Annotated in this window: 20 protein-coding genes and 1 pseudogene; 6 read left to right on the top strand and 15 right to left on the bottom strand. The window is 34.8% G+C overall.

Annotation, left to right across the window (positions count from 1 at the left end):
* Positions 1-15: 15 nt before the first annotated feature.
* Positions 16-684: an N-glycosylase/DNA lyase gene (locus IPK14_00105; GenBank protein MBK7991846.1), complete on the bottom strand. Its 669-nt coding sequence runs from the start codon at positions 682-684 to the stop codon at positions 16-18.
* Between the two features lie 260 nt (positions 685-944).
* On the opposite strand from IPK14_00105, the gene IPK14_00100 reads away from it, so the two are divergent.
* Positions 945-1,163 carry a ferrous iron transport protein A gene (locus IPK14_00100; protein MBK7991845.1) on the top strand — a complete coding sequence of 73 codons (219 nt, stop codon included), beginning with the start codon at positions 945-947 and terminating at the stop codon, positions 1,161-1,163.
* Positions 1,151-3,127 carry a ferrous iron transporter B gene (locus IPK14_00095; GenBank protein MBK7991844.1) on the top strand — a complete coding sequence of 659 codons (1,977 nt, stop codon included), beginning with the start codon at positions 1,151-1,153 and terminating at the stop codon, positions 3,125-3,127. The genes IPK14_00100 and IPK14_00095 overlap by 13 nt, the downstream gene beginning before the upstream one ends.
* Positions 3,128-3,211: 84 nt before the next feature.
* Here the strand turns inward: IPK14_00095 and IPK14_00090 are convergent, their stop codons facing one another.
* The 5 genes and pseudogenes from IPK14_00090 to IPK14_00070 all read right to left on the bottom strand — a co-directional run bounded on the left by IPK14_00090 (position 3,212) and on the right by IPK14_00070 (position 10,392).
* Complete coding sequence (locus tag IPK14_00090) at positions 3,212-4,720, bottom strand: hypothetical protein (protein ID MBK7991843.1); 1,509 nt, start codon at positions 4,718-4,720, stop codon at positions 3,212-3,214.
* A gap of 29 nt (positions 4,721-4,749) precedes the next feature.
* Positions 4,750-5,310, bottom strand: a pseudogene (locus IPK14_00085) (SUMF1/EgtB/PvdO family nonheme iron enzyme).
* Between the two features lie 3 nt (positions 5,311-5,313).
* A complete protein-coding gene (locus tag IPK14_00080) occupies positions 5,314-6,747 on the bottom strand; it encodes a protein kinase (GenBank protein MBK7991842.1) in 1,434 nt (477 codons plus the stop codon).
* Positions 6,748-7,074: 327 nt separating this feature from the next.
* The gene (locus tag IPK14_00075; protein ID MBK7991841.1) at positions 7,075-9,951 is read right to left on the bottom strand and encodes a protein kinase; all 2,877 of its coding nucleotides are present in this window, start codon (positions 9,949-9,951) and stop codon (positions 7,075-7,077) included.
* Between the two features lie 114 nt (positions 9,952-10,065).
* A complete protein-coding gene (locus tag IPK14_00070) occupies positions 10,066-10,392 on the bottom strand; it encodes a copper-binding protein (protein MBK7991840.1) in 327 nt (108 codons plus the stop codon).
* Positions 10,393-10,565: 173 nt separating this feature from the next.
* Between IPK14_00070 and IPK14_00065 the strand changes: the two genes are divergently transcribed.
* Positions 10,566-11,162, top strand: coding sequence for a hypothetical protein (locus IPK14_00065; GenBank protein ID MBK7991839.1), 597 nt, complete (start codon positions 10,566-10,568; stop codon positions 11,160-11,162).
* Positions 11,163-11,218: 56 nt separating this feature from the next.
* On the opposite strand, the gene IPK14_00060 is transcribed toward IPK14_00065, so the two are convergent.
* The 7 genes from IPK14_00060 to IPK14_00030 all read right to left on the bottom strand — a co-directional run bounded on the left by IPK14_00060 (position 11,219) and on the right by IPK14_00030 (position 16,096).
* A complete protein-coding gene (locus IPK14_00060) occupies positions 11,219-11,857 on the bottom strand; it encodes a class I SAM-dependent methyltransferase (protein ID MBK7991838.1) in 639 nt (212 codons plus the stop codon).
* Between the two features lie 5 nt (positions 11,858-11,862).
* On the bottom strand, positions 11,863-12,123 hold the full coding sequence (locus IPK14_00055; protein ID MBK7991837.1) for a hypothetical protein: 261 nt from the start codon (positions 12,121-12,123) through the stop codon (positions 11,863-11,865).
* A 3-nt stretch (positions 12,124-12,126) separates the two neighbouring features.
* A complete protein-coding gene (locus IPK14_00050; protein MBK7991836.1) occupies positions 12,127-12,612 on the bottom strand; it encodes a hypothetical protein in 486 nt (161 codons plus the stop codon).
* Between the two features lie 9 nt (positions 12,613-12,621).
* A complete protein-coding gene (locus tag IPK14_00045; protein ID MBK7991835.1) occupies positions 12,622-13,110 on the bottom strand; it encodes a regulatory protein RecX in 489 nt (162 codons plus the stop codon).
* Positions 13,111-13,194: 84 nt separating this feature from the next.
* On the bottom strand, positions 13,195-13,572 hold the full coding sequence (locus tag IPK14_00040; GenBank protein MBK7991834.1) for a hypothetical protein: 378 nt from the start codon (positions 13,570-13,572) through the stop codon (positions 13,195-13,197).
* Between the two features lie 305 nt (positions 13,573-13,877).
* Complete coding sequence (locus IPK14_00035) at positions 13,878-14,810, bottom strand: hypothetical protein (GenBank protein ID MBK7991833.1); 933 nt, start codon at positions 14,808-14,810, stop codon at positions 13,878-13,880.
* A gap of 140 nt (positions 14,811-14,950) precedes the next feature.
* Positions 14,951-16,096 carry a type IV pilus twitching motility protein PilT gene (locus tag IPK14_00030; GenBank protein MBK7991832.1) on the bottom strand — a complete coding sequence of 382 codons (1,146 nt, stop codon included), beginning with the start codon at positions 16,094-16,096 and terminating at the stop codon, positions 14,951-14,953.
* Between the two features lie 287 nt (positions 16,097-16,383).
* On the opposite strand from IPK14_00030, the gene IPK14_00025 reads away from it, so the two are divergent.
* Complete coding sequence (locus tag IPK14_00025) at positions 16,384-16,896, top strand: GNAT family N-acetyltransferase (GenBank protein MBK7991831.1); 513 nt, start codon at positions 16,384-16,386, stop codon at positions 16,894-16,896.
* A gap of 76 nt (positions 16,897-16,972) precedes the next feature.
* On the opposite strand, the gene IPK14_00020 is transcribed toward IPK14_00025, so the two are convergent.
* A complete protein-coding gene (locus tag IPK14_00020) occupies positions 16,973-18,211 on the bottom strand; it encodes a DUF1501 domain-containing protein (protein MBK7991830.1) in 1,239 nt (412 codons plus the stop codon).
* Positions 18,212-18,254: 43 nt separating this feature from the next.
* The gene (locus IPK14_00015) at positions 18,255-20,066 is read right to left on the bottom strand and encodes a DUF1800 domain-containing protein (GenBank protein ID MBK7991829.1); all 1,812 of its coding nucleotides are present in this window, start codon (positions 20,064-20,066) and stop codon (positions 18,255-18,257) included.
* A gap of 184 nt (positions 20,067-20,250) precedes the next feature.
* Between IPK14_00015 and IPK14_00010 the strand changes: the two genes are divergently transcribed.
* A complete protein-coding gene (locus tag IPK14_00010) occupies positions 20,251-20,529 on the top strand; it encodes a hypothetical protein (GenBank protein ID MBK7991828.1) in 279 nt (92 codons plus the stop codon).
* A gap of 279 nt (positions 20,530-20,808) precedes the next feature.
* Positions 20,809-22,192: von Willebrand factor type A domain-containing protein (locus IPK14_00005; protein MBK7991827.1), on the top strand; the 1,384-nt coding region annotated here is incomplete at its 3' end.

Here is a 22,192-nt window from a genome sequence, read left to right as displayed (position 1 = left end):
ATTGACCCCTAGTTGCTACTTTAATATTTCACCTGTTTTATTAGACCAAAGTAACAAGTCTAATTCATCAAAGTTTATTTTTATTGTTTCTGCGAATTCTTGCATAAGCTTTTCTACTGCAAGATACTTTTTTTTGTTCGTTGGTGGTTTTGGATCATCAATTACTGCTAACTCATGCAAACTACGTAAAATATGTTTATCTAAAATTGCATAATCTGTATACCCGATGTTACGTAAAAAATGACTAGCTTCCTTGTAACCAATACCTTTAACACCTTTGTTAGATGCCCAAAAATCACGCCTTGCTTCCTTATCAGTTAAACTTTCCAGCTTTTGACGCATTTTTAAGCCACATTCTTGCTGTAAATAATTACGTGTATGAACAATATAACCTGCACGATCTCTTGCATAAAGATGAGAACCTGTAATTGCTAATAAAATATCGCTTTCCGAGCCATTTAACAAAACCGAGCGTACTTTTTCAATACACTTAAGACCCATTCGCGCACTAGCTCCAGCAGTAAAAATACAAAAAACTAGCTCTTCAAATAATTTTATGTCATCGGCTGTTTTATAAATGGCTTGGAACTCTGCTAAACGCGCTCTTATAGCCATTTGTTTTGCTAAATAACTCTCTTTTAATAATTCTACAGTCACAGGTTGAATGTTTTTTGCTCGACTCATAGCTTCATTCTAGTTTTCCCTCTAACTTATGTCAAACAACTAGATAAAATAATCCAAATAAATTAGCCTAATTGCTCTATATCACTCTATAGGAAAGGGATATTGACAGTTTATTTATTAAACTCTACCTTTCTTTTATAAAAATAAATGAAACTGATTTTCATTTTCTTATCCAAGCTTAACTAGACAAATAGCTAACTAAATTATATTGTTTGACTTTGTAATTAAATTAAATAAGTAGTTTGGTTATGGGAAAAAGTATGCGATTAACGGACTTACCTTATAATGAGTGGCGAGCCATTGAAAAATTAGATGGGCCTGATGAAGATTGTTTACGTCTATTAGACTTAGGCTTAACACCTGGAGAAGAAGTGGCTGTAGTGCAAGCAGTTCCATTTGGAGATCCTTTAGTGGTTTCTGTACGTGGAACACGCCTAGCGTTAAGACGACGGGAGGCGGCCTGGATATGGGTTCAGTAACTCTTTCTAATGATAAAAGTAGTAGTGAAAAAAAAGATTTAACAGTTTGTTTAGTAGGAATGCCTAATGCTGGTAAAACTACTTTAATGAATGCTCTAACAGGCGGTAGTTTTCATACAGCTAATTATCCAGGTGTAACGGTGACTTTATCTGAAGGAAAAAGCAAATCAGCCTTTGGGGAAGTGCTTAAAATTGTTGACCTGCCAGGTGTTCATAGCCCTTTTTCCCCATCCCAAGAAGAAGAACTCTCTTGTCAAGTTCTTACAGGTAAACATCCATTAGTTAAACCTGATGCTTTTGTATTAGTAATTGATGCTAGTCAAATGGAACGTCACTTAAAATTTGCTGGATTTGCTGCTCGTCAACAAAAGCCAATGGTAATAGCTGTTACAATGGTAGATTTACTTACACGCTTAGAACAGTCATTAGATATAGAAAAACTAGCAAAATCTCTTAAAGTACCAGTAATTGCAGTAGATGGACGCACTGGAGAAGGCGCGGCAGAACTAGTTAAAACCTTACATAAAGTTATTAATAATCCTATTTTAGAAAATCCTCTTCAAAGCTTGTCAGATGAACCTATTGCTGCTTATAACGCTATTAGAAAAATATTGGTAGATAATGAGGTAATCACTAAAAAAAATCCTCAAGCTTTACGTCTTCAAGATAGTTTAACAGCACGTTTTGACCAACTAGTATTAAATAAATATTTAGGGTTTCCTATTTTTTTTATTATTTTAAGTTTACTTTTTGCATCTATTTTTTGGCTAGCTCAGCCCTTTATGGATGGCATTGATAATGGTTTTAAGTGGTTAAGCGACCAAACAATTTTACTTTTAGGTGACAATATAGCCACTAAATTTCTAGCAGAAGGTTTAATTCAAGGTGTTGGTGCAGTAGCAGTATTTTTTCCACAAATTGTTATTTTATTTTTTCTAATGACTTTACTAGAAGACTCTGGTTATCTAGCACGTGGAGCAGCACTTGTTGACCGTCCTTTATCAGCTTTAGGCTTACATGGACGTTCATTTGTTCCAATGCTTTCTGGTTTTGCTTGTGCTATTCCGGCTGTTTTTGCTACTCGTGCTATACCTACAAAACGAGAGCGTTTGCTAACAATTTGGATTCTGCCTTTAATGAGTTGTAGCGCAAGATTACCAGTTTATGCGTTACTTTTAGCAGCACTTTTTCCAACAGATTCTTCCTGGCAAGCTGGGCTAGTTTTAGCAGGAATTTATTTTGCTAGTTTGCTACTCTCTGCATTAATTGCTGGCTTAGTTGGTCGTCTAGCTTATCGTCGTAGAAGTTTGTCAATGCTTGCAATGGAACTACCTGCTTACCGCATCCCTCAATGGAAGCCTATTTTTTTCTTAACCTGGTCACGTTCTAGTTCTTACTTAAAAAAAGCAGGAACACCGATTGTAATAATTTCTGCTATTTTATGGCTATTATCTAATTTTGGTTTAGGTTCACAACAACCTATAGATAATTTAGCTAGTGCAAATAGCAAACCTGCTTTGATTGTTAAATCAGAGTTAGATAATTCATTTGCTGCTCAAATTGGTAAAGTTATGGAGCCTGTTTTACGTCCAATGGGAGTTGATTGGCGAGTTGGTGTAGGCTTAATTTCTGCTTTTGCTGCAAGAGAGGTTTTTGTAAGCACTATGGCAATAGTTTTTCATGTACCAGGTGAAGACGAAGAAACTCAACAACAAGGCTTACTTGAGCAAATGCGCTCGGCTACATTTTCTGCTAATAATAAACCTATTTTTACTACTGCTACAATTATTGGGCTGATTATTTATTTTTTCTTTTCTCTACAATGTATTTCTACGGTTGCTATTGTTCGCAAAGAAACTAACTCATGGAAAATAGCTTTAGTACAGTTAGTTTTTTATACAGCCGTTGGATACATCTTAGCTGTTTTAACAGTTCAAGGTTTGCAGTCAATCGGGATTGCTTAAAACTAAATAGGAGATGCAAACAAAATCTTTTGCATCTCCTATTTAACTTTTAACAAAGCTTACAAATATAGAATGTTATAGTTTTTACTTACTAGCTTTTTGCTCTTTAGCTGCTTTTTCTTCGGCTGTTTCTACAGGCTTAACACCTACGTCATCAATCATCACTTCTTCACCATCAATTGTAGTAAAAGCAATATTTCCATAAGTAAAAGTGTTATTTTCATCTACAAAAACATCTATTGGTATTTCTGTACCTGCTTCCGGGCCTTGGTTGGCAGTCATAAATGTTTCTATTTTATTGCCTCTTACAGAAATTCTAATTCTGTAAAAATACTCTGGACTCAAAGTAATAGTATTAACTTTGGTTGATCTAGCAAAATTATTTAAGTCTAACTTACCATCTTGACAAATATAAGTTCTCATCACATTAGGTGTTTTACCATTAGGGCCAGATAGATGAAATAGATAGTAATTTTGATCTTTATTATTAACTCTTAAAGCCCAAGCAATTCCTTTTCCATTAAGCATTTTTAAGGCAAATCCCCCATCTAGATCTCGAAAAATTTTATTTTTAGGAATACCTAGCTTTGATTGCCCTTTAACAATAAGTTTTGCAGCATTTAGTCCCCAATCTGATGGAGCATTCCAATCTTTTAATCCTTCATTAAAAGCTTCAAAAAATTCTCCTGTATTAGGGATTGGGACTAGTTTAACTTCCAAAGCCTTTGGCCCGATGGCTAGTTTTTCCATCAGCATTTTTTCTTCATAGCCATCTTTAACTACTCGGATTTTTCTTTCACCTGGTTTTATAGCATTTATTACTACTGTACCATCCGGTAAAACTTTACCTTTAGGCTCATCATCAATGTAAACTTCTGCACCTGCTGTAGAGGCTAAAGTTAAATCTGCTGTAGCTAAAACTAAGCCTTTAGCATCGGTCAATTCTTCGCCTGGCTTAATTTCTATTTCTTCATCACGAGTAATATAGTCAGGATGAGTAATTTTTAGCTTTCTAATTCCAACAGGAAGCCGGCTTAAGGAAATTTCTTCACCATCACGTTTTATAGAATCTGTTGCTTTCTCTTCACCATCAATAAAAATCTTTGAGCCTTCTGGAATACCACCTAATTTAACATCTCCATATTTAGAGGTTAATTTAACTACTTTAGTGATAGCTTTACCTTTTTCTAAAGTAAGTGATTCTGTGAATGGTTCAAAGTCTGGATGTTTAACAATTAGGTTTGCTGTACCAGGCTTTATATCAATAAATTTTGTTGCCCCATCTTTATCAGACTTATAAGGTTTATTATTAACTAAGACTTCTGCTTCAGCAGCACCAGTAGCAATAACAACTATACGACTTAAGCTTGGAGGAGGGGGAGGAGGGGGTTTTGAAATATTAGCATTTGTGGTGTCTTCACCTTTTATTACACCTGTAGCACCTATTACTTTCTTAGGTTTATCTCCTGAATTACTACCAGATTTATCCCCTGTTCCAACACCAGAAGCACCAATTTTTTTTCCTTGAGCAGCAACATTAAAGCTTAAAGAGAAAACCAGCAATAATGCCCAAATAAGTTTAATTATTCTCATAATTATTAACCCCAGGTTTTAGAAAAGCATTAATTTTTATCCATTGCCAAACGAAAACCTAAATGTGAATCTTTTAGATTAGGTGGGTTAAGCAGCCGTGTTGTAGAAGCAGAAGTAGGTTTTGCACTACCAAAATTACCCCCACGAGCAACTTTTAAGCCTTTTTCTACAGCATTAGGATTTCCTGGATACAATGTAGCATCTGATGATGTCCATTCGGAAACGTTGCCTCCCATAGCAATAACACCAAAAGGACTAATATCTTTAGTTAAAGATTGGCTAATAACTGGAAGAAGTGTACCATTACCGCCTGTTAGCTCTTTTGTATTAGCAATGCCTGGCTCCCATAGAGATCCCCAGGGATAAAGTCTGTTTTCTGTACCACGTGCAGCATATTCCCATTCTTCATCTGTTGGGAGACGATAAGGTTTATTATCTTTTTTTGCTCGCCATTTACAATATTCTGTTGCATCGGCCCAATCTACATTAGCAACAGGTTGATCCCCTACACCTTCTACTGTTGGATTCCAATTTGGTGGAGTTTTATAGCTTGTTGCTTGAAGAAATTCTGCGTATTCTCGATTAGTTACTTCCTATTTACCTAAATAAAAATCTTTAACTGTAATTTGATGGGCTGGAGTTTCTTGAGGCTCAATATCATTACCAAATTGGTCTTTTCCTTCATCGCGTCCCATTCTAAAAGTTCCGCCTTTAATTTCAACCATTATGCCAGGAACCTCTTTAGCTACAGGACTAACACTAGCAACTGGTGTTGGACTATTAGTTGCAACTGGTGTTGGGCTGCTAGTAAATTTCCAAATTCCTACTACACCAACAACTAATACAACCGCTGCAATAGCTATATAAAGTGGTGTACGTGAAGGTGGAGGAGCAGAAACAACTTCTTGGCTTGTATCCTCTTCTACGGGGCGTTTTGCACTTCCCATAGCTAATGTGCCACCAGAGGAGTTTTGCTTACCCATAGCTAATGTGCCACCATGATGAGGAGTTTTTCCAGATTTTTTCTGCTCATTAGTGTCAACATTTTTTCCAAGACTTTTTGTCTTTCCACCCATTTCAGTAGTCTTACGACCAGCATTAATTTCTGTTGTAGCAGATTTTTCGTCTATATTTGAAGGGTCTACTTCGGTAGTTTGACGGTTTTTAAGCTTTAATGTGGCAGCTTCATCCGCAGTATCAGCATTCATTAAAGAGGCATAATCACCACTAAGTAATGCTCCTGTACCACTTACTCCTACAGCCTGTGCAAATTCTCTAGCTAGTTGCAAAACAGACTCTTGGCGGCTTTCTGGCTTTTTAGCCATAGATTTCATTATAACTTCTTCAACTTCTTCTGGAATATCAGGTAAATATTTACGAGGTGATGGAACAGGCTCACTTAAATGTTTTAAGGCAATAGATAAAGGTGATTCACCACTAAAAGGAAGATGCCCTGTAATCATCTCAAAAAGCATTACACCAATACTATAAAGGTCTGCTCTAGGCCCAAGGTTATCAGACTGGCATTGCTCAGGAGACATATAATAAGGAGTACCAACAATCATTCCTGCTTCAGTTAAACCTTCTATAGTTTTAGTACCGGTGTTGGTCATTTTTGCAATACCAAAGTCAATCACCTTAACAGTTTCTTGGCCGTCTTCCATTTGCAAAAATACATTATCTGGTTTTAAGTCTCGGTGTACGATGTTACGTTTATGCGCCGATTCTACAGCAGCACACATTTGATAGAGGATTTTGGCAGCATCTTCAAAAGAAAGTTTCTTTTCTGCCTTTAGTCTATCTCGTAAACTACGACCGCTTAAATACTCCATCACTAAGTAAAATGTATTATCTGCTGAAATACCAAAATCTGTTACAGCACAAGCATTAGGATGGTTGATTTTTGCCGATGCCATAGCCTCTCGTCTAAAACGATCTAAAGTAGTTTGGTCAGCCGTTCTATCAGCGTGTAAAAATTTAATTGCTACTGGGCGATCCATTAAAATATGGTGTGCTTTATACACCATACCCATACCACCTTCTCCTATCTTTGTCTCAATACGATACTTGCCCTCAAATACGCTATTAAGCAATGGATCGCTAGTTGTTTTTGTTTCTGTTTGTGGTGTTTCGTTTGAGGTAGTAATGGTGACCTCCCCTAAATAATCAAGTTAGTATTTATTAATTAAAACCTAGATTATATAGTTGAATTTCCAATCAATAAGGTAAATTTTACTTTTAGTTGGCAAGAAATATAACACAGTTTATGTCAATATCTCTAGCCGCTTTATCAACTACTTAAGAAAAATTTTAATTACTGATCTATTTATACAACTATTTATTATCTATAATTATCAACGAGATAAAAGTTCTAGCCCTGTTTCTGCTTCTAGTTTACCTAAAAAGTCTGTATCAGCCATTTGCCAATATTGCAAACATTTTTGATAGTAATGTTTGGCTTGTGCTATATCTTTTTTTGCCTCATAAGTTTTAGCTAGTTCTAAATCTATTTGTGCAGCAGAACAAAAATAGCTTGCACTATTTAAGGTAGCATAAGGCTGTAAATTCTCTAAAATTTCTATTGCCTTTTGATATTGCTTTAATTGGCGTAAACACTGGGCTAAAGTTCTTACAGCCAAACTAGCACCATTTGTATATGACCAAATAGATTTTTCTAGCAGTTGTGCTGCTACCTCATAATTACCTTGGTAAAATTCTATTGTTCCCCATAAAAATAAAGCTAATCGCTCAATCTTAGTATTTGGCATATTCCGGCCAATTAGCTTTATTTGCTCAGCTAGCTCTGAAGCACGCTCATAATTACCTAAAAGTGCTAACATTCTTCCTAAATGAAGACGCGCCCAAGCTTCCATAACTATTTCAACTACAGAAGGTTTACTAATTTTAAGTTCTTCTAAAGCCATTTCATAGATTTTTAGTGCTTGCTCTATATCCCCAATTTGCTCAAAGAAATATGCTTGCCAAAATTGAGCAATCATTGCTGGATCTTCATCTACTAGAGCAGTTAATTGGTTTTGGTGTATAAAAACTAAATCTAGCCATTCTCTTAAACGTCCTTGCAAGCGTAAGCTTTCAGTTAAATCACGTAAGCACCATGACAAGTCTTGTCCTACAGCCTCTTTTGATAAAGCTTGTAGTTGTTCAGAAGCAATTTCAATTTGTCCCTTTAATAGATAGATTCTTGCTTGCCAAATACCAGGAATAATACTTTTGCTGGCTTTTGCTGCCTGGCTAAATGATTTTTCTGCGCTTAAGTAATCTCGGCGATAATAAGAAATCACTCCTAAAAGCAAATCTGTTAACCAATTATTTTGTGAATGATTTCTGGCTAATTGTTCAATTCTATCAAAATTTCCTGTATCTAAATAACTTTCTGCTACATGGCTAATACCTAAAGAAACTTGCGCTCTATAAAATATTAAGCGATTATCAAAAGATAAAGCTTGTTGGAAAATAACAAAAGCTCGTTCATAGTCTCCACGCCAATGATAGGCTTGACCTAAAAACAAATAGCCTCCCTTTTCCCTTGGGTATTGTGCTACTAGTTCTTCTGCCAATCTTAATTGATTAGTATAATCTTTTTGTATTGAAGCTTTTTCTAGCAAAATCAACAAGCGTTCACTTTCACTTACTCTGCCACAATGCTCTAAAGCACTATCTAAGTACAAGTTAGAGTCAGTTTTATTTTGGCTTCGTTTAATATGAAATAAATAATAATAGGCAAGAGCAAAGCGTTTATCATAATTAATTGCTTGTTGAAAACTTTCTGCTGCTTTTTCCCATTCATTTTTTTGATAAAAACAAAAGGCGGTTTCAAAGTTCTGAAGAGCAGCTACAGAGTTAGTTACTAGGTCTATCACCTTTGGAGCTTCAATATCCTCTTTATCTACTTGTAGTTCTCGTTCAATACGTAAAGCTATTTCATCTATAAGTGTAAATAATTCTTCTTCTATACGTCTTAGCGTTAGTGAAAATCCTAATTGCCCTGTGCTAACTTCATAGGAATGAAGGGAAAATGTAAGAAAACCTCCTAGTAAAGTAAAAGAGCTAAGAAAAAATCTTTCTACCCCTACTCTACGAGCCGTTTCCCAGGAAATAGGCTTGTCAGTATCTTGAGCTAAATCATAGCTAAGCTGGTAAAAAACATCGGCTAGTTGCCGATGACTAACTACATCTAAAGCAACATTCCAACTTAAACGAGCCGTTAACAGTTCTACTAAAGCAATTCGATACCAATTAAGTAGTGGATTACCTGTTAAATTATCGGGATATAAAATAACAATTGATGGCCGACTAAGTGTTGGTGCTATTATTTCTTCTGATAATAAATCATTCTCATTGTTAGATTTAGACACTTCTAAACGACGTTGTAACTGTCTTAAGTCTTTAAGTAAATCTTCTGTATCCTGATAACGAGTAGCAGGATCTTTTTCTAAACAGCGATTAATTAAAAATTGAAATTGGCTAACAGGAACGCTAGCAACTTCACTTAAGGGAATAGGATTAGCTCCTATAATTTCATAAGCAATATCAATAGCCTTTTGTCCAGCAAAAGGAAGTTGTCCTGTAAGCATTTCATAAAGTAATATTCCGAAAGAAAAAATATCACTGCGATGGTCAATTGGTAAATGCTGAACTTGTTCTGGGGACATATAGCGAACTGTGCCAAGAACTAAGCTATTTTCTGTTTTAATAATTTGTGCAGGTCGGCGAATGCTAGCACCTACGGCTAAATCTACTTCTAAGAGTTTTGCTAATCCAAAATCCAAGACTTTAACATAACCATCAGGGCGAATCATTATATTTTCTGGCTTTATATCTCGGTGAATAATTCCTGCTTTATGTGCTACTTTCATAGCCTTAACTACTTGTGTAGCAATTTCTAAAACGGTAGGTATGGGTAAGGCACTGCCTTGAGATTTTTGTCTAAGTGTTTGTCCTTCAACAAATTCTGTTGCAATAAAACAGTTTTCTGCTTCCTGACCAATTTCATAAATAGTAATGATATTAGGATGGTTTAGGGCTGAAGCTATACGTGCTTCTTGCATAAAGCGTTGGCGTTTAGCTTCATCTGCCATAGCTGTTGGATGAAGTATTTTTAACGCAATAATTCTATCAAGTCGGGGGTCAAAAGCTTTGTATACATTGCCCATTCCGCCAACACCAATATGTTCTAAGATGGTGTAATGCGATATTTTAGTGCCTATCATTAATTTTGCCTTGATTTTGAAGCCTGTTATTTTACTCGACTTTTTGCTTTTGCGTCTATTAATTATTGATTAATTTTTTTATTAACATTTTCTTTTAATTACTTGATTGTTTAATTACTGTATTTTACGTATTTCTGTAATAGTATCTATCCCTGCTTCATGTTTTAGAGTAAAGTTTATCTTGTCACCAACCTTAATATTTTCTAGTAAGTCTTTTTCATTAACATAAAAATCCATTGTCATTGCTTCCATATAGCCTTTAATTTCTTCATGGTCTAGCTTTAGCTTTTTCTTTTCTAAATTAATTTCTTTTACTACACCTTTGGCTTGAAAAGTAAGTTTTACTACAGCTTGGTTTCTTTCTGAGTTTTTTTCACTAGTTTGACAAGATAAATTAGTTACAAATAAACATAGTATTAAGATAAATAATTTGGTTTTCAAAATTTATGTCCTTTTATAAAATATTGATTCTAAAGGATAAATTAAGATTTTACTATTCTGGGGCAACAAAGCTATCCAATTTGACGATAAGTTGGGCAACTATCTATCTCCTCATCTTATAATTTTTAACTAGCAAATAATTATTATTTTGTACATTTTTTGTAGGAGTATTTATGAGCCTAAAAATAGGTAATAGCCTTAATCTATCCTCACAAAATCTTAATCAATCCTCTGCTTTTAATAATGCTAGTCGCACAACTGAAGATGCTAGTAAAAATTTAGCCTTAGCACAACGCCTTACTACAGATAAAAACCTAAATATACAAGACTTTGGTCAAATAGTTACAGATGTTGCCAAGCTAATAGATTCTGCTAGTCATTTCATTAAAAAAATTAGTAATACTACTTTAGCTAAAAAATTTGCTAAAATATCAAATTGTCTAATAGGTTTTAGACCTACAATAATACCTATAACTAGACCTACAACAAATACTACATCTAACACTACATCTAACACTACACAAGCTTATATTTTAACTCTTGATAGAAAATTATTTCCTAAATTAAATGTCCAAATAAAAGAAAAATTAAGCACTTATATAGAGCGCAATATAGACACAATTTTATTTGATAAGCTTCAGTCTAGTTATTCAGGACAATTTAGTTGTAATGGAAAAGCAAATAAAACTTTTGGTAGAAGTGTTTCTACTAATAAAGCAAGAGATTTGGCTAGCACTGGAATTAGACCTTATGAAACGAATATTTTCTAGTTTTTAAGATTTTTTCTAACACAGCAATACATTGAAGGTTAGAGTAAGTAATTACTCTAACCTATTTGTTTTTTATCAAACTTTTTTATTGCAACACCTTGATACATATAACCTAAAATTTTTGGGACACCTGAAATATAAAATTGTTTTTCTTCGCTAATCTGCCAAGGCTGTTTTGCTACTAAATTAGTAATATGCCGGTTAAGATGACACCCATCAGCAATTATTTTTTCTAGTGAATTAAGCCGATTTTGCCAAACTTGGACATTTTTTTCATTGCTTAAGCTATGTTCAAGAAAAAGAAATTGTCCTCCAACTTTTAAGACTCTGTGAATTTCTACTAAAGCTTGGTCAACATTGCTAATACTACATAAAGTCCAAGTGCTAACCACAGTGTCAAAAGTCTGATCTGCAAAGGGCAGAGTTTCAGCCGTTAAAGTGTGATGTTCTACTTCTATTTTAGAAGTTTGAATCCTCTTTTTAGCTAAACTATTCATTCCCTCATTAGAATCAATAGTAACGATCTTTTCTGTAGATTTAGGATAATTAGCTACATTTAACCCTGTGCCAAAGCCTATTTCTAAAATGTCACCTTTTACGCTTAAAAGCAAATTTTGTCGATACCGAGCAATTGCATTGCTAGAGAGAGCTAAATCCATTATGAAAGGAAAACAATATTTTGAATAAATACCCATAAAATTTAAGTTGGTTTTTCGGGAGAAAATTCTGTTAAAACTGGAACATCTGAGCGTGTTAGTAAAGCTAAAGCACTTCTAATTATTTGTTTTTGTAGCTCAATATTGTTAGGCTCTCCCAATGGTAAGCCTAGTCGATAAGGAACAAACATTGCTCTTGGAGGCTTGATAGCTTCTGTTACTTCCTTAAGTAAAGTAATTGAAACTGTGCTAATTCCTACTTGTTCAATAGCAGATTGGATCAAACCTACAGTTTGATTACACATAGGTCAAACTGGCGTTAAAAAGGCAATATCTACCCCATCATCTTTTAATAATTTTGCTGCTTCTGGAGCAGTTTTATTAATTAAATCTCCTGGGCCAATAATTGCACCCATAAAACTAAAATGACGATGATTAAGCAAGCCTATTTCTTTTGCTGCTACCATTTCTCGAAAACGATCTAAGGGAAAAGCTACATTTTTATCTTGCTCAATTGCTTTGTGGTCAAAAGCACTACTACGATGACCTTCTTTAAGACTTTGTACATCAATGTTGTTTGGAATTTCTCTAAAATCTGGGTCTCCTAATTTTATAGAAGAGTTAAACTTAGGTTGTCCTTCTACATAAAGACCTGCTGTAGTAATTAATGCTATTTTTGCTTGTGAGAGAGGTTTTGTTAATGGGTGAGAAATAGGAGCAATTTTATAGCGAGAAAAAGGATACCCTCGCATAAAAAGCCTATGTGTCAGAATCATTTCATCAAAAGTTGCCATTAGAAAAAGCTACTCCTCTAGTGAGATGTCTTGTCTAATAGCACGAATTTTCTTTATTACCAAGTCATAAGGGAAACCCAGACGTATTAAATACCCAAAAATCTTTTTGTTTTCTTTAATATCGCTAGGTTTTCCATGTATACGTAAGTACTTCTTTATTGCTTGCTCGCAAAGCTCATCTTCACTTTGTTCATCAAAAACTTGAGAAAGTGCTTGTTCTACAACTTCTACAGAAACTTGCTTTTCTACTAAAGCTTGTTTAAGACGATTACGCCCAAAGGTTTTGACGCTCAATTTATTAGTAGCATATTGATAAGCAAAATTGCCGTCGTTAAGATAACCTAACTCTAATAATCTATTAACTACTTGTTCAATCACTTCATCGCTAGCAGGACTTTTCTCCTCTAACTTTTCTCTAAGTTGTGAAACAGATTGAGCGCGGCGGCTAATCATTCTAAGAGCTAGACTTAGAGTCTTTTCATAACTAATCTTACTCATAATAGTTTTTAACTACCTAATTAAAGCTAAAAACTAGATTATGAATGACTCTAAGACCAAATATCAATACATACATTTAGCCGCTCAATGATTAGTTGTGTTGTTTTGATAAACTTTGCTCATAAGACGGATAGCTTTTAATCCGTTAGAAACTGTTGGAACTAAAACAAGCAAATTCATTTCCTTCAAAACAACGTATAAATTTTCCTCAAAAGCATCTAATTCAAATTCTGTTAAATCTTGAAGATGTAAATATTTACCATGAACACTACTGTTTTTATGAGAAAATCGCTCACCCATTAGCAACCCTAAAAAAACAGTTGTCCTAAATTTTTGACTTTCTAAATCAACTTTGTTTAGTAAAGTTGATACCCTACTATCACGTAAATTTTTCTCAAAGAATTTATTTACAATTATATCTATTGTTTTTTTACCACCAATTTTTTGATAAACACTACTCATACTCGTTACCCTCTCTTTTAAGTAGATTTTAGTTTTGTTAATCAAGACGTATTTGTTTCCAAAATACATACAAAATATTAGCAATTTTATTTACTTATAATTATTTTGAGGGGAAAGAGATTAAAATTAGAAATAGAGGTTATATATTAAAAATAAAACCAGTATTATAAACTAAGTAACGGGCAAGGATTTCATACTACTTAGGAACATTATCTTAGTGTTTAAGGATAGTAACACTTATTTTGATAGGTTTTCAAATAAAATTTACAAAAATTTAATAAATTTTTGTAAAAATATCATTTATATCAGTAATTATTACTAATATTAGTCCTTTCTGCTGGCAACAAGTCTGTAGTATGTTCAGTAACTGATGGAGGTGGTTGGCGATAAACCAATTCTCCTGTAGTACGCCCTATTTTGTTATTTTTAGGATCAAGTCTGTATGTAGGCTCTAGTGTCCTTTTAACAGGCAGCATGATTACTTCTTTAACAGGTAATTTTTTATTTTGCTTAATGCTAACTTTCCCACGAATTAGCTCTCTTAGCTTATATGTCCAAAATAGATCAAAGATAATTCCACCTGAAGCTATCACTCCAAAAACTTTTAATACCTTAAATAGTTTTAATAATTTTGGACTAGCTACAGGAACAAAAGTTACTATTAGTAAACAAATTAAAGCTATAACAAGACAAATAGTACCAAACATTAAGTAATCATAAGCGTTTTTTACCTTTGCAGTTAAAACCAAAACTTCTAGTTCTGCGGGTTCAGGTAGTGCTAACAATGTCCCACAACGACGACAAAAGCGAGAATCTGTAGTTGCCAATGTCCCACAAGAAAGGCAAGTATTAGTAGCATCTCCTTGATTTGCCAATGCACAAATAGATTTAACCTCTAGAAGGATTAAATGTTTTTCTGCTTTACCTACCCAAGGATACTTAATCTCATAATTAAAACTAGCTTTTGTATTATCATCTATAGTCTTTAATCCAACAGTGAGCTTAATTGGATAATCTAAAATATTAGTTGATGTATAGTTTTTTGCTTCATTGCTAGCATTTCTACGGGCAGTAAGAGGTTGTTCATCTGTTACTTGGTAATCTAGTTTCTCAAGTGCCTTAACCAATTGTTTTCTAACCGTTTCTATATCACCAACAATCAAGACACTTAGACCATGTTCTGAGTTATTTGTTTCATAATCCAATCCACTAGTTATAGCAATAATTTCTGCTCCCATGATCTTACCTCTTATAAATTTATCAGGCTATATAGTTTATTTTATTTTTTTGGAGAGTCTGATATCAGCAACGAAAAAACTTACCCATTAGGATCAAAAAAATCCCAATTTTATAAATTATTTACCCTAAAAATATTTATTTAATATCTGTTGACTTGATCATCTGCACGAAAAGAGCGAGCAAGTTCTTCACGTGCTTGATCGGCTGAAGATTGAACACCTCGAATACGCAGAATAAACTCATCTCGGTTAGTAGCACCTGCTAAAGCTTCTTCAAAACCAATATAACCCTTAGCATAAAGCTCATGTAAAGATTGATCAAAGGTTTGCATACCATATTGTGAAGTCCCTTGAGCAATTGCATCTCTAACCAAACTAGTTTTTTCTTGGTTGCAAATGCAGTCACGAATATAAGGAGTGGAAATTAAAACTTCTGCTGCTGGAACCCGTGCTGTCATATCAGCACAACGAATTAGCCGCATTGAAATTACAGCCTTTAGTACAGAAGCTAATTGAAGACGAATAGCCTTTTGTTGATGGGGAGGGAAAATAGAAACTATCCGAGTAATAGTTTCTGTAGCATCTAAAGTATGAAGTGTAGACATTACTAAATGTCCTGTTTCTGCTGCGGTTAAAGCCGTTTCTATTGTTTCATAATCTCGCATTTCTCCAACTAATATTACATCTGGATCTTGGCGCAATGCCCCACGTAAGGCTTCAGAAAAACTTCTAGTGTCTACATCTACTTCTCTTTGATTAATATAGCTTTTTTTGTCTCTATGAAGAAATTCTATAGGATCTTCTACTGTGATAACATGACTAGTTCTAGTAGAGTTAATATAATCAATCATTGCCGCTAAAGTAGTTGACTTACCTGATCCCGTAGTGCCTGTAACTAAAACCAAGCCTCGTCGCTCTTCTGATATAGTCTCTATTATTTTTGGTAGCCTTAACTCTTCAACTGTTTGAACTGCTGTAGGAATAACACGTAGCACCATCCCCACAGTTCCACGTTGCTGGAAAATATTACAGCGAAAGCGGCCTAATCCAGATACTCCATAAGCAATATCTACCTCGTAATGTTCCTTAAATCGTTGTTTTTGACGATTTGACATCATTGAGAAAGCCATTGCTAAAGTATCTTCTTGGGTTAAGCGTTGGGACTCAATAATAGGCTGTAATTCTCCATTAATTCGGATAAAAGGATAACTACCAGCTTTAATATGTAAATCTGAAGCACCTTTTGAACAAGCAATCATTAACAACTCATCTATCTGAACAGACATATTTTCTCCCAACAGAAAATAAAAAGTATTTTACCAGCATATGACAAAATAACTAAAATTTACTACCGATAAATTTAAGAAACTAGCTATTTTTTGAGGATTTAGCGACTTTACAAAGCAGTTTCCTCAAATCATACTAATTTGGTCTTGCGCTGTCAAATAACCATTTTAGGAGAATTAATGTCTAAAGAGTTAAATTTTATTCCTTATCATTTTTTCCAGATTCTAAAAACATAATATTTATAAATTTAAAAATTACTATAAGTTTACTAGCGTAAATAAAATCTATGACATTAAAAATTAAAAAAGCAGAAGTCCTTGACTTAGCAGCAATTTACAAAATCTTGTCACTTTGTGGAGAACATTTAGCAACAAACCTTGGGCTAACACATTGGTTTCCACCATATCCAAAGGAATCTATAGAAAAAAACATTCTTGAGCGAGATGTTTACTTAGTTTATAAAAATGAAGAAATAATTGGAACTTTTACACTTGGCATAACTCCAGTAGCAAATTATGACTTAACACGCTGGCAAAATCCCGTTAGTAAAGTAATGTATCATAACCGCTTAGCGATTTTGCCTAGGATGCAAGGTAATGGACTGGGTAATTGGTGTATGGAGCAAATAGAAGCTATTGCTTGTCAAGCTGGATGTAAAGCACTGCGCTTTGATGCTATAAATCACCCTAAATTATTAGCATTTTATAAAAAACTAGGCTATCAAGATCTAGGTTTATGGCAACTTTCAGACGCACGCGGTCAAATTTGGGATGTAATGCTTTTTGAAAAACTACTCTAGACTTTTAAGAAATGATTAAAATATAGCGTAAGTAATTAAACGCGTTTCAATTGCTTACGCTACAAAATGCTAATTATTAAGCAAGTAGGGATAAATCAGTTTTAGCTTGGAAATTAGGAAAGATTTTTGTTAAATCCTTGGCTTTACAATGTTTAGTAATAACTTCACTACAAACAGTACGAAAATCTGTAGTAATAGCTAAATCTCGGTTTTCATAAAGTTGTTCACGTTCAAGACCGGGCCATTTGCCATAAATTTTACCACCTTTAACACTACCACCAATTACAAACATACAATTTGCGTGTCCGTGGTCGGTGCCTGCTGTGCCATTTTCGCGGACAGTACGCCCAAATTCTGACATTGTAACTATAACAACATCATTCATTTTATCGCCTAGATCTTTAACAAGTGCTGAAATACCTCCGCCAAACTCTTTTAATAATTGATTAAGACGTGGTTTTTGTGCTGTGTGCGTATCCCATCCGCCAATATCAGCAAAAGCAACTTCTAAGCCAATATCAGATTTAATTAATTGGGCAATTTGTTTTAGGCTATTGCCAAATTGACCTCTTGGATAAACAGCCCCATTAGCAGGGCTATAAAAAGATGAGCGGATTTTTCTAATTGTTCCCATTGCTTCTAATGCTTCGGTTCCGGCAGGAGCAATAATATCATCGCTACTTTTTCCATACATTGTTTCAAACGCGCTACTAGTTTTTGCTCCACCGCGTAGGTCAAAGCTATTTAGATTTGCAATTGTTAAATTAGGACTTATGCCAGACATCACTCTAGGCTGCTTGTTACCTATTGCAATGGCGCGTAAAGCTTCATTTTTACTATTGCTATTTGTATTAGCTTGCAAATAGCGATTTAACCAGCCATCAGGAGTAGATTTTTTTCCTGGTGTGCCTATTTCCATATAATCTTGAGCGTCAAAATGTGAGCGTGTAGAGTCTGGCGAACCAGCAGCATGGACAATTGCTAATGTCTTAGCATCATAAAGCGGCTTAAATGGACTTAAAGCTGGGTGAAGTCCAAAAAATCCATCTAAATCAATTGCTGATTGATCATCGCTATAATTAGGTTTAGCAATTGCAAGTGTTGGCCGGGCCCGATAATAAGCCGCATCACCAAAAGGAACCACAGTATTTAACCCATCAACAGCCCCACGTTGAAAAATTACAATAAAGGTTTTGTTGCGATTTTGTGGACTTGCTAAAGCAGTTCTTTGTAAAAAAGAAGGTAGAACTAAACCTGCTCCTAAACTAGCCACAGCCAAAGCACCGGATTTAAGAAAAAATCTTCGTGTAATCATAAACTTTATAGTCTCCTTAATTTATTTTACTGTGGACAAGTTCTTACATTTTTTGAAATTCTGGTGAACCAAGCAGTAATCCCATTAATTTAGCACTTTTATCTTTAGTAAATTCTTGACCTGCTAGCTCTTGTTCTAAAGCTCTAATTGTTGGTTCAGCTACTTGACCATTAATAACAAGTTGAATTAACTCATTTACAGAATTAACTGTATTATTGCGCAGTAAATTAGCGGTAGTCCCTCGAATTTGTCCTTGCGAAAGAGCAATTCCAAAGTTAAGACGTTCAACAAGTGAAGCAGTGTTAACCCATTTATCTGCTGTATCTCCATAGCCTGTAGGAGGTTGACATAAAAATAGTGGTTGACCCATTTTATTTAATGACAGTAGGATTTGTGGCCCAACATTTGTGTCTGCATCTGCTGTACGTAAAGCACTTACTACTAACCCTAGAGGGCTTTTTACTTTAGCTTGATAGTTTTCTTTATCAAAAAACTCTGAAGATGTAAAAATTGTACGCAACATAGATTTAATGTCACCATTGGTTTTTGTAAAAGTGCTAGCAACACGCTTTACTAAATCTTGCGGCGGTGTATCAGAAACAAACCGACGTACTAACTTTGTAGCAACAAATTGGGCTGTTGAAGGGTGTTTCATCAAGATTTCCAAGACTTTTTCCCCATCTTTTTGACCACCATTAGCAGGGATTTTATTACCTAAAACAACTTTTTCCCCATTGTCATGCATTCGCTCATTAAAGAAAAACGTAGCTGTTTCTCCATCACGTTTAATTGTCCAGCCCGTTAAACAGCGGGCAACTTCGGTAACATCTTTTTGTGAATAACCACCATCTACACCCAAGGTGTGAAGTTCCATAAGTTCACGAGCGTAATTTTCATTAAGTCCTCGCTTTTTATTAGCTTTGTTTGGTTGTCCGTTTTCAACCTGAATAGTGTTAGTTTGTGGATTAAGTTCCAAATTACGACGTTTTCCAAATGGTGAATTATTTTGACCATTACCTAAACGATTTCTGCGGTTACGAAATTCTTCAAGACGTTCTTTTCTCTCTTGTCTTTGCTTGTCAATTCTTTCTGCTGCATCAGGATCAACACTTAGCCAATTATCTAAGTAAATCAACATAGCAGGACTATGGGCAGTAGCAGCAAGCATTTTTTCAAAACTTCCCATTGCATTAGGGCGAATGGTTTCTTGAATATACTCTGTTAGCAAGTATTTATTTGCACCCTTAGCCCAAAAAATATTAAAGTGATTTGTCCAAAAATCTACCATTACTTCTTGAAGTTGACGTTCGCTATAAACTGAGCGAATGATTTGTTGTTGGGCGAGTTCCATCAAAATTTCTCCAGGCCTACCCATCACATCTTCTTCGTTAATTTCCATACGGGATCTTTTACGAGCTAATTTATCTGCTTTAGCTTTATCAACTGTTTCATCACCAGTATTTTTTAGTTCTGCTTCTTTTTTAGCTTTAAGAAGTGCTGGAGGTGGATAAGCGCGGGCAAGTTCTTGGGGATCCATTGATAAAGTTGTAAGACCTTTAAGTCTTGCTTCTACCATCTGATCATCAATTTTTTCTGGGTTTAATTGCCATTCAATATATTTTTCTATGCCCATACGTTGCACTTTTTCTAAATCTCCGGGACGTGGGCCATATCCTAAACGATTAAGTACATGCAATGCCTTTTCATTTGCGCTTAAGTTATTGTTATATTTGGCAGTAGCTTTTTTATTTTTTTCTAGTGAATAACTAACTATAGGATTGGCTATAAGGGTAATCCCTACAATAATAGTAAATATAACCTGAGACAATCGCTTAATATAAAGACACTTATCCATAAGTTTTTCCCACCATAAATATAAGATTTTATTAGCTTTGTTAGCACTCTAATGATACTTTTTAGCTTGTTTAGTTTATTAGACTTTTCAAAGCTATATTTTAGTCTTAAAATTTTTTAAGTTTTTCCTAAAAATTTTCCTAAAATTCCAATAATCTAAAAAATATTTATATCGGGAGAAGGTTGTGAAAAGATACTGGAAATTAGTCCCATTGTTTTTAGTTGTTTTTGGTTGTGTTGCAAATCGTTCTAATGCAACTAACTCTAATTTAACCTCTAGTTTAACAGATGATAGCGAGGTAGAAGAACTTTATATTAAACGCTGTGGAGGTTGTCATGGCACGGACGGCGAGCCAAGAAATGCTAGCACACCAGATTTTACAGACCCAAAATTCCACGCTAGCCGCACAGATAAACAATTAATTGAAAGCGTTACAGAAGGCAAAGACGGAGTAAGAAATTAAGAAACTGCTATAGAAGAAAGAGCCAAGAAGATCGAATGTGATAGAAACAATTAAAAATTCAGGTCAATTTTAGAAAAAGCATTTTCTTAAAAAGCATGGAAATCAACAACTAATCGCAAATATTCAAGAAACAAATACTAAACAAAAAGCCCCTAAGACTGGACAATATAAGTAAATAAATTTTTCCTGAATATTTTTCCGATTTTGGGAACCAATCTAAATTAGTAGCGTCTAACCCCTGCAAATAGACATTAACGTAAATTATTGGAGGCATTAGATATGTTGCAAGGAAGACGTGTGTTTTTTATTATCTCTTTAATTCTAAGTTTAGTTTTTTTACAAATTGCTTGTAGCAATCAATCAGCACCAAATGTTGCTGACACCAAAACTAACCCACAACAAACAACCAACTCAACCACTCCAACAAGTAACGAACCTGCTAAAGAAGATAACAAACCTGTAGAAATGGAAGCCCCTAAACCACAAACTTTAAGCATGGAAACTCCAAAGAATGAAAAAGTAGCAGTTGCTAAACGTGATAAATCAAAAAGCACTTTAGATGCAGGTGTTGAAGGTGAGGTAGTTGGTGGCGTTGCTGGTGGTGTAATTGGTGGCGTGATTGGTGGCACAGGCCCAGCAGCAGATCCACCACCTCCACCGCCAGCAGAATATTCATCAAATGTAACTAAAAGCCTTCCTTCCCCAAGTAGTGTCAATATGGCTGCTAGCCCCGCCGCAAGTTCAGTAGCTAGACCGCAACCGCAAGCTGTTCCAGAACAAGAATATGCAGGCTCAGAAGATTACACCAAATACAGCATTAATAAGATGACTGATACAAAAAAAGATAATTTATCTACATTTTCAATTGATGTTGATACAGGTTCTTACACAATTGCACGCCGTAAACTAAATGAAGGTTATTTGCCTCCAGCACAATCTGTAAGAGTGGAAGAATTTATTAACTATTTCCAATATAAATATCCTCAACCTGCAACAGAACATCCTTTTTCTGTTTCTATGGAAGCGTCTGCATCTCCATTTAATCAAAATCGGCATTTGCTAAGAATTGGAATTAAAGGAAAAACAGTAGAAGCACAACAACGCCCAAACGCACACTTAACATTTTTAGTTGATACTAGCGGCTCTATGCAGTCAGCAGACAAAATTGGCCTTGTAAAAGACAGTTTAAGAATGCTAGTAGAAAATTTACGTCCAACAGATACCGTAGCTATTACAACTTATGCAGGTAGTGTAAGCGTTGTGCTACCTCCAACAAGTGCAGCCAATAAAGAGTTAATTATCAAATCTTTATATCAATTAACAGGAGGTGGTGGGACAGCAATGGAATCAGGTATTCAGCTTGCTTACCAACAAGCTTTAGCACAATTAAATCAGTCAAAGCGAGGTGACATTAATCGTGTAATTATTTGCTCTGATGGTGATGCTAATATTGGTAATACTAGCCCAACACAAATACTAACCCAAATTCAAGATTATGTTAAAAAAGGTATTACAGTTACTACAATGGGCTTTGGAATGGGCAACTATAAAGATTCAATGATGGAACAGTTTGCTAATAAAGGTAATGGTAATTACTTTTATATTGATGGAATACCTGAAGCTAGACGAGTTTTTACCGAACGCCTAACCAGCAATTTACAAG

The sequence above is a fragment of the Blastocatellia bacterium genome (genome assembly GCA_016713405.1).
In the GTDB taxonomy this organism is placed as follows: domain Bacteria; phylum Acidobacteriota; class Blastocatellia; order Chloracidobacteriales; family JADJPF01; genus JADJPF01.
Note: the sequence above shows the minus strand (reverse complement) of the source record. Positions and strands in the feature narration are given on the sequence as shown.

Excerpts from the sequence above, each read along its gene's own strand:
- IPK14_00105 (MBK7991846.1), bottom strand. The coding sequence starts at position 684 with ATGAGTCGAGCAAAAAACATTCAACCTGTGACTGTAGAATTATTAAAA.
- IPK14_00100 (MBK7991845.1), top strand. The coding sequence starts at position 945 with ATGCGATTAACGGACTTACCTTATAATGAGTGGCGAGCCATTGAAAAA.
- IPK14_00095 (MBK7991844.1), top strand. The coding sequence starts at position 1,151 with ATGGGTTCAGTAACTCTTTCTAATGATAAAAGTAGTAGTGAAAAAAAA.
- IPK14_00090 (MBK7991843.1), bottom strand. The coding sequence starts at position 4,720 with ATGAGAATAATTAAACTTATTTGGGCATTATTGCTGGTTTTCTCTTTA.
- IPK14_00080 (MBK7991842.1), bottom strand. The coding sequence starts at position 6,747 with ATGGTGTATAAAGCACACCATATTTTAATGGATCGCCCAGTAGCAATT.
- IPK14_00075 (MBK7991841.1), bottom strand. The coding sequence starts at position 9,951 with ATGATAGGCACTAAAATATCGCATTACACCATCTTAGAACATATTGGT.
- IPK14_00065 (MBK7991839.1), top strand. The coding sequence starts at position 10,566 with ATGAGCCTAAAAATAGGTAATAGCCTTAATCTATCCTCACAAAATCTT.
- IPK14_00060 (MBK7991838.1), bottom strand. The coding sequence starts at position 11,857 with ATGGGTATTTATTCAAAATATTGTTTTCCTTTCATAATGGATTTAGCT.
- IPK14_00055 (MBK7991837.1), bottom strand. The coding sequence starts at position 12,123 with ATGTGTAATCAAACTGTAGGTTTGATCCAATCTGCTATTGAACAAGTA.
- IPK14_00050 (MBK7991836.1), bottom strand. The coding sequence starts at position 12,612 with ATGGCAACTTTTGATGAAATGATTCTGACACATAGGCTTTTTATGCGA.
- IPK14_00045 (MBK7991835.1), bottom strand. The coding sequence starts at position 13,110 with ATGAGTAAGATTAGTTATGAAAAGACTCTAAGTCTAGCTCTTAGAATG.
- IPK14_00040 (MBK7991834.1), bottom strand. The coding sequence starts at position 13,572 with ATGAGTAGTGTTTATCAAAAAATTGGTGGTAAAAAAACAATAGATATA.
- IPK14_00035 (MBK7991833.1), bottom strand. The coding sequence starts at position 14,810 with ATGGGAGCAGAAATTATTGCTATAACTAGTGGATTGGATTATGAAACA.
- IPK14_00030 (MBK7991832.1), bottom strand. The coding sequence starts at position 16,096 with ATGTCTGTTCAGATAGATGAGTTGTTAATGATTGCTTGTTCAAAAGGT.
- IPK14_00025 (MBK7991831.1), top strand. The coding sequence starts at position 16,384 with ATGACATTAAAAATTAAAAAAGCAGAAGTCCTTGACTTAGCAGCAATT.
- IPK14_00020 (MBK7991830.1), bottom strand. The coding sequence starts at position 18,211 with ATGATTACACGAAGATTTTTTCTTAAATCCGGTGCTTTGGCTGTGGCT.
- IPK14_00015 (MBK7991829.1), bottom strand. The coding sequence starts at position 20,066 with ATGGATAAGTGTCTTTATATTAAGCGATTGTCTCAGGTTATATTTACT.